4 protein-coding genes are annotated in these 6,080 nt (G+C 63.8%); all 4 read left to right on the plus strand.

What is annotated here, in order from left to right:
• The first annotated feature begins 94 nt into the window (after window positions 1-94).
• Entirely contained in the window at window positions 95-565 is a 471-nt protein-coding gene (locus J0A65_RS21015) for a type VI secretion protein (protein ID WP_134675841.1), read from the plus strand.
• Window positions 566-616: 51 nt separating this feature from the next.
• A complete protein-coding gene (gene tssK, locus J0A65_RS21020) occupies window positions 617-1,942 on the plus strand; it encodes a type VI secretion system baseplate subunit TssK (RefSeq protein WP_206596299.1) in 1,326 nt (441 codons plus the stop codon).
• 29 nt (window positions 1,943-1,971) lie between these two features.
• Window positions 1,972-2,730, plus strand: coding sequence for a DotU family type IV/VI secretion system protein (locus J0A65_RS21025; protein ID WP_152488714.1), 759 nt, complete (start codon window positions 1,972-1,974; stop codon window positions 2,728-2,730).
• Window positions 2,727-6,080 (plus strand): type VI secretion system protein (locus J0A65_RS21030; RefSeq protein WP_206596300.1); only part of this gene is annotated, 3,354 nt, incomplete at its 3' end. The genes J0A65_RS21025 and J0A65_RS21030, both read left to right, overlap by 4 nt.

The raw sequence follows: 6,080 nt of genomic DNA on the forward strand, positions 1-6,080 counted from the left end.
GGCGATCCATCCTCATTCGCCACGAAGACGAACTTTCATAGACGCTAGATCAGGTCTATAAATTTGCAAACGTGAAGTTCAAGGTGAAATTCTCATGACGCAGGGACGTGCGACCTCCTATCGCTTTGCCGTGTTGCTGAGCCTCCTGATGGCCCTGTGCGGCTGTTCCTTTCGCGGCGAAAGAATCCAGTTGGACAGCCTGACGCTGGATGTGGCGGAGCAGGCAAACGACGACACGCCGATTGCCGTTGACTTCGTCGCCGTGCATGACCCGGATCTGCTCAAGCTGCTTTCCGAGATTCCCGCCAGGCAATGGTTCGCCGAGCGGGGGCAGTACGAGCGCGACTACCGGAATCTGTTTTCGGTGTGGGGGCTGGAACTCGTGCCGGGGCAATTTCGCGATGTGCGCGACTTCCCCTTCGCCGGTGATGGGGCCGCTGGACTTTTGGTGTTCGCCGGCTATAACACCCCTGGCGTGCATCGTTTGCGCCTGAACGAATCAGGCCGGGTGTGGCTGCGTTTCGACAGCAGGGAAATGCGCCTGCTGACCGGTCAAGACCGTTAGCCCAGCGTTGCGCGTGTGCATGCCAAACAGCGGATGTCGAAGGGGAGTGCTATGAAGGTGTTGCCGGATGCAGTCTGCTGGCACGAGGGCATGCAGCTATTGCCTCAGCATTTCCAGTTGCAGGGACTGCGCGCAGAAGTCGTCACGGCGTTGTGCGCCAGTGCTGCAAACCCCTGGTTCTGGGGGGTGAGCGAACTGGAAGTGGACCCGGCGGCGCTCAGTACCGGTCTGGTCCGTATCCAGTCGCTCGAGGCGATCCTGCCCGATGGTCTGCCCGTCAGCGTGCAGCCAGCTGGCGACAGGGTGCTCGAGCTCGATGTGGGGCCTGCCGTGGCGGCTTCGGCCAATGCCTGCGTGACCCTCTACCTGGCAGTCAATCCGCTTGGCCGCAGCGGGCAGGTACTGCCACTCAACGGGCGTCTGCGATCCCTCTGCGGAGACGCGGTGCCCGATCTGGCCAGTGGCGAGCATCCCGAGCCGGTGCTGATCTGGCGCCCCAATCTGCGCCTGGTGACCGACAGCGAGCGGGCCGATTCGGTCTGCCTGCCGCTGTTACGTATCGCCAGGGAGGGGGGCGGTTTCGTCAGACAGGCCTACGTGCCGCCGATGTCGCTGATCCTGCCGGAATCGCAGTTGGGGCAGATGGTCGCGGCATTGTGCGCGCGAGGGCGAGAGAAGTGCATGTTCCTGGCCGGGCGCTTACGCCAGGCCGAGCAGGCGGGCAATCGCGATGACGTGCAGGAGCTCAGGCGGCAGCTAACGGCTCTCTGGTCACGGCTCCCCGAGGTCGAAGTGGCCCTGAATGGCCGAGTGGCGACGCCGGCGCACCTGCATGGCCTGCTGGCCGGCTTGGCGGGCGCCTGGTGTGCGCTCGACCCGCTCAATGGCGTGCCGGCGTTCGCACCGCTTGATTTTCTCGATCTCAAGCACGGCTTCGACGAGGTCATCGCATGGCTTCATCGGAGCCTGGACAGTATCCGCGTCGGTTACCGCTGCCTGGTCTTCGAGCAGTCCGAACAGGGCTTTGCCATCGACTTGCCGGATAACCAGACGCGTCGACAACGCCTGATCGTCGGGCTGCGCATGCCGGCCGGTACAGGGCAGCAGGCCGCGCAGGCCTGGCTGGCCCAGGCCGTGATCGCGTCGCAGCAGCATGTCGCCACGCTCCGCCAGCAGCGCATGAGTGGCCTGCCGCACCAGCCGATGAGTCGCAATGAGCGAACGGCCTATGGAGTGGGTGAGGAGACCCATCTCTTCCTGATCCAGGCAGCCGGTGACTGGTTCGATCCCGAACAGTCGCTATGTCTGGCCACGACCTCGCAGAGAGCGGCGGCAAGCCCCTGGCAGGTTCTGCTGTTCACCGCCGATACCCCCTGAGATCCGCCAGCCAAGCCAAGGAAGTCTAGATGTCGGAAAGGAGCGTTGCGCTGTACCCACCCGAATTCGGTGAAGCCCCCCTGAGTCTGGCATTTCGTGAGGCGTGGATCGAATGGCGGGAAACCTGGGAGGGCATTGCCGGGCTCAGCAATGCGGGCAATGAACAGGTCGAACGCATGGCGGAAGCCACGATTCTGGTTGTCCGCCGGCTGTGGCGCGCGGCATTCGCCAGCGTGGGGGCATCGTCCTCGAGCCAGGTCAAGGCGATGGTGTATGCGTTCGTGGCCCTGGTCGACGAACGCCTGCTGTTCGATGAATGGCCAGGGCGTACGGCTTGGCAGCCACGCCCTCTGGAAGCACGCTTGTATGGCTCGCGTACCGCGGGCGAGCGCCTGCCCCGTGCCATTCACAAGCTGCTCAAGGAACGTGCGCCGGCTTCGCGTGATCTGGCCAACGTCTATCTGCAATGCCTGATCCTGGGTTTCTATGGCGGTTTGCGCAGTGATCGTGGACGTGCGCTGCACACACGCTGGCGCCATGCGCTGTTCACCTTCGCCTGGCAGCGCGAACCTGCGGCAACAGAGGTGATATCCAGCCTGGCCCGGCCGACCCGGGCGTCCCCCTTGCGCCTGCCGTTGCGCCGTGCGCTGCCCGACGGCGTGCGCCTGAGCCTGGCGATCTGCGGTTTGCTGCTGTTGCTGAGCCTGGCTGGGCACTGGATGTGGCGTGACATCCAGTCGGAGCTGACGCCACTGCTGCATCTGGTCAGCCTGGATGAAGCGCAATGAGTACGCTGGCGATCATTCTCAGTCTGCTAGGCGTGCTCCTGCTGCTGCTGGCATTGGCCGCACTGTTCTGGTGGCTGCGGACGCAATCGGGCATGGCGATCCGCAGCTTCTATGCCGCAGTGCGCAAGATGGAGCACGAACAGGGAATCGAGTCGCGCTATCAGGTGCCCTGGCTGATGCTGCTCGGTGATCCGCGCGAGGGCAGCCAGCTTTGCCTCGATTGGCAACTCACGCCTGCAGGCCGCCCGGCGTGGTTCGGGCGCTGGTGGGCGGATCAGGACGGTGCCTTGCTGGTGGTACCCCAGAGCATCTTCCTGCCCAGCGATGGCGGCAATGCGTCCACCTTCGTCTGGCGGCGCCTGCTCAGCATGTTGCTCAGGCTGCGTGGCCAGCGCCCACTGGATGGCGTGATCTGGAACATTCCCCTCAATCAGTTGCAGGACGGTGCGCAAGGTGCTGCCGATGTGATCGTGCTGCGCCGGCGCTTTGCGGAACTGCTGCAACGCCTGGGACTGAGCCTGCCGGTCTATGTCCTGATCAGCGGTTTCGAGGAAATGCCAGGCTTTCAGGAGCTGGTCGCCGCACTCCCCGAAGAGGGACGCGAGCGTCTGCTGGGCTGGTCATCGCCCTATGGGCTGGATGCCGGCTGGCAGAGCTACTGGCTCGACGATGCGCTGGATGCCGTGGTGCAGAACATGCAGGCCGCGATCATCGAGGTTGGCGCCTTGAAGGGCGAGCTGGCCGAGGACCTGTACCGTCTGCCGGACCTGTTGCTGGAATTGAAGGGCAATCTCCGCACCCTGCTGGAGCCGGTCTTCCAGGGCAATACGCAGGGAGAGGCGCCCAGATTCCGTGGCCTCTACCTCGGCGCGGCGCAAGCGCTTGCCGAGTCGACGCAACTCTACCCCGGAGAGGTGCCGGCGGCACAAGGCGTCTTCACCCAAGCGCTCTGGCGGCAGCGGCTGATCGCGGAACAGGGCCTGGCACAGGCGTTACCGCGCATACTGCGTCTGCGCCAACGCTGGCAGATGACCGTCGGCGGCATTGCCGTCGTATTCGCGCTGTGCTGGCTGCTGGGCATGCTATGGGTGTGGCAGGAGCGACAGGAGGATGCCCGCGTACTGAGCAGCCTGCTGCAGGAAACCCATGCCGGACACGTCAGTCTGCGCGCGCCGGAACGTCGTCAGGAGCAGGCACGGCTCAATGTGCAGGCGTTCTGGGAGCTGCTGCTGCAGGCGCCGCGCTGGCATTTTTCATCGCTGATCTATCCCTCGTCCTGGGGCACGTCCCTGGATCAGCAGATGGATCAACTGTTGCGCGGCATGGCGCGCCGCGAAGCCCTGGTGCCGTTGCAACAACTGCAGGACTACCAACTGCAAAGCTTGCTGGTGATCCGCAATGAACAGCGCCGCCCGGACGTGCAGAGCGCCCAGCCGGATCAATGGCCGAACTACGTCAAGGCACGCACCCTGGCGGAGGGCGTGGTCAGCCTCGAGCGGCACAATAACCTGCTCAACAACGCGTTGACCGGCCAGGAAGGCGTCACCGAATCGCTTGCCCAGCTGGGCAACGACGCGCTGGGGCTCAGCCTCGACCCCTCCAGCCTGTCCAGACGTGCCTTCTACGACCGGACCCTGCGCCATCTGGCCGCGCCAGGCCTGCGCCCCGTGGATCTGGAACCCAACGGCAAGCAGCTTTCCGCGCATTTCCAGGGCTTGATGAAGTTCTGGCTGGAGCAGTACTTCCTGGCCGGCAATTTCGTCACGCCCGCCGGCTATCTCAAGAAGCATCTGAGCGATCTGGAATATGGCCGCGATACCTCGCTGAAGAAACTCGAGGAAATCAACGCACTGATCGGCCATCTGGACGACCTGATCGTCCTCACCAACTCCGCCTGGAGCCATGGCAGCGGGGAAGAGCTCGTGCCTGGCTTTCGTGACCTGATGAACGACGTGAAGCAGAGCCGTCTGCTGGGGCCGACCATCGAAGCCTCCGTCACGCAGGAGGCCGAACAGTTGCGCAAGACCTTCCACAGCCAGTGGATCGAAGAGTCCGCGAGCCGCAACAACCTTTTGCAGCGCCAGGCGGGTGGAACGCTGGTCTTGCAGAAGAACATCAGCAAGCTGGCCAGAAGCATCGATGACCTGCTCCAGCGCGACTTCGCCGTGAGCGCGATGCGCCGCCCGGATGGCAGCCTCGACACCCGGGTCCTTGGCGATGTGAGCGAACAGCAGATAGCTCAGGCGCTGGTCTACCAGCAGAGTTACCAGGACTTCGTGGCGCAGGAGCTGGCTCAGATAGCGCCTGATTATCGTGCGGGCATGCTCAAGGCCGCCGAACAGGCCGCTGCGTTGGCCATGTGGTCGGCGTTGACCTCGTCGGGCGGTTCCTACAGCGACGACGCTACGCAGAGCCAGTTCAATGTCTCCGTCGAACAGGCCATGCAAGTGATCCAGGCACTCAAGGGGTTGGGCCGCGCCGATCTGGCCAGCACCCTGCAATCGCAGTTGACCTTGCGCGCCATGGCGGACGTCGCCGAGGTACTGGCGGATATCGACACCTTGCCGCTGTTCACCCTGCGTTATCCGATTGCCGAGTGGGACGGCAAGCCTAACCTGGGACTGAAGCTGTTCCGGGCCACCGACATTCAGGATCTGAAAGCCTCCCTGGCCCGGCAGTTCACCGATATCAGCACCAGTACCGACAAGGTATTGCCCGAGCTGACGTGGCTGAGAGCACAGAATGATCTGCCACTGCCGCTGCAGGAGAAAGTATCCCGGCTGGGTTCGATAAACGATGACATGAAGAAGTACAAGGCGCAGAACCCGACCAGCGCTCCCGCGTTGTTCGAGCAGCTGGTGAGCCGGGACCTGGTAGAAATGGACATCGGCAACTGCCGCCAGGTGCTCTCGACCGCGAGCCTGCCGCCAGGCGATGGCGATCTGGCGCGTTATACCCAGGGCATATCGGAGCAGGCCCGGCAGCGCTGTAACGAGTTGCAGACACAGGGCGCGGCACAAGCCTGGAGCGCGCTGGCGAGCTACTTCAATCAGTATCTGGCCGGCCGTTTTCCGTTCTCCTACAACCTCGATAGCAGCGATGCCGACCCGGCCCGCGTCAAGCACCTGCTGGAGCTGATTGACACCCATCTGGAGGCGGCCGAGAAAGGGCTGGCACTGGCGCCGGCGGGTAACCGACTGGCCGCAGAGGACTTCCTGGCACGGATGAAACAGGCCAGAAGCTGGCTCGGGCCGCTGTTCATTCGCGATCAGTCAGGTGTCATCGGGGTCGAGCTGGAGGTACGTTGGCGGACGGATCGAGAAGACGAGGAGGGCGCCGACCAGGTGATC

It is taken from the genome of Bowmanella yangjiangensis, assembly GCF_017255015.1.
GTDB classification, from domain to species: domain Bacteria; phylum Pseudomonadota; class Gammaproteobacteria; order Enterobacterales; family Alteromonadaceae; genus Bowmanella; species Bowmanella yangjiangensis.

Excerpts from the sequence above, each read along its gene's own strand:
- J0A65_RS21015 (WP_134675841.1), top strand. The coding sequence starts at position 95 with ATGACGCAGGGACGTGCGACCTCCTATCGCTTTGCCGTGTTGCTGAGC.
- tssK (WP_206596299.1), top strand. The coding sequence starts at position 617 with ATGAAGGTGTTGCCGGATGCAGTCTGCTGGCACGAGGGCATGCAGCTA.
- J0A65_RS21025 (WP_152488714.1), top strand. The coding sequence starts at position 1,972 with ATGTCGGAAAGGAGCGTTGCGCTGTACCCACCCGAATTCGGTGAAGCC.